The sequence below is a fragment of the Stenotrophomonas sp. PS02298 genome (genome assembly GCF_029959445.1).
GTDB lineage: Bacteria > Pseudomonadota > Gammaproteobacteria > Xanthomonadales > Xanthomonadaceae > Stenotrophomonas.
On sequence record NZ_JASCOR010000323.1, the window covers coordinates 1 to 1,136 of the forward strand.

1 protein-coding gene is annotated in these 1,136 nt (G+C 66.9%); it reads left to right on the top strand.

The annotated features are described in order from the left end of the window. On the top strand, positions 1 to 835 hold an 835-nt coding region (locus QMX78_RS21435), incomplete at its 5' end, for a dihydrolipoamide acetyltransferase family protein (RefSeq protein WP_282273478.1). Between the last annotated feature and the right edge of the window lie 301 nt (positions 836 to 1,136).

Sequence of the window (1,136 nt, forward strand, 5' to 3'; positions counted from 1 at the left end):
TTTTTCTTATAAATGCACTCGTCAGCGCCCCCGCCCCCCGGGGGGGGGGGGGGGGGGGGGGGCGCCCCCGACCTCCATCGCAGCTGCCGCACCCTCACCCCAACCCCTCTCCCAGGGGGAGAGGGGCTCAAGTGCACGCACCCCGCTCTCCGCCGCCGGCAAGCCGATGCGTACCGCCCCTCCGGGTGTGGTCGCCAAGGGCCAGCCGGAACCGCTCAAGGGCGTGCGTCGCAACATGGCGCGGGTGATGGCCGATGCGCACAGCAAGGTCGTGCCGACCACGCTCAGCGACGACGCCGACATCCATGCCTGGGCGCCGGGCAACGACATGACCTCACGCCTGGTCCGTGCCATCGTCAGCGCCTGCCAGGCGGTGCCGGCAATGAATGCCTGGTTCGACGGTGACAACCTGACCCGCACCCTGCACGCCCAGGTCGACATCGGCATCGCCGTGGACACCGACGACGGCCTGTTCGTGCCGGCCCTGCGCAATGCCGACATGCTCGATGCACGCGGCGTGCGCGAGGGCATCAACCGTCTGCGCCAGCAGGTGGAAGACCGCTCGATCGCACCGTCGGAACTGAGCGGCTACACCATCAGCCTGTCCAACTTCGGCATGTTCGCTGGTCGCTACGCCACCCCGGTGGTCGTACCGCCGTGCGTGGCCATCGTTGCCGCCGGCCGTGCCCGCTTCCAGGTCACTCCGGTGATGGGCGGCATTGAAACCCACAAGGTCATCCCGTTGTCGGTCACCTTCGATCACCGCGCCTGCACCGGCGGCGAAGCAGCGCGCTTCCTGCGCGTGCTGATCGATGATCTGGCGAAGATTCACTGATAGTTTTGTTGGTAGCGTTATTTGAGGCCCGCAGCGATGCGGGCCTTTTTTTGGCTTGGCGTTTGCCCTGGGTTTGCTTGTGGCCTGCTTTGGGCCTGCTTTGGGCCTGCTTTGGGTTTGCTTTGAGTTTGCTTTGGGTTCGCTTGCTAGAAGCTTCCCCTCACCCCAGCCCCTCTCCCGCAGGCGGGAGAGGGGCTAGCAATGCATCGGCTCGTAGTGCACTAGCCCCCTCTCCCGCAGGCGGGAGAGGGGCTCGGACCGCTCGCGCTCGCAGTGCACTAGCCCCTCTCCCGCCTGCGGG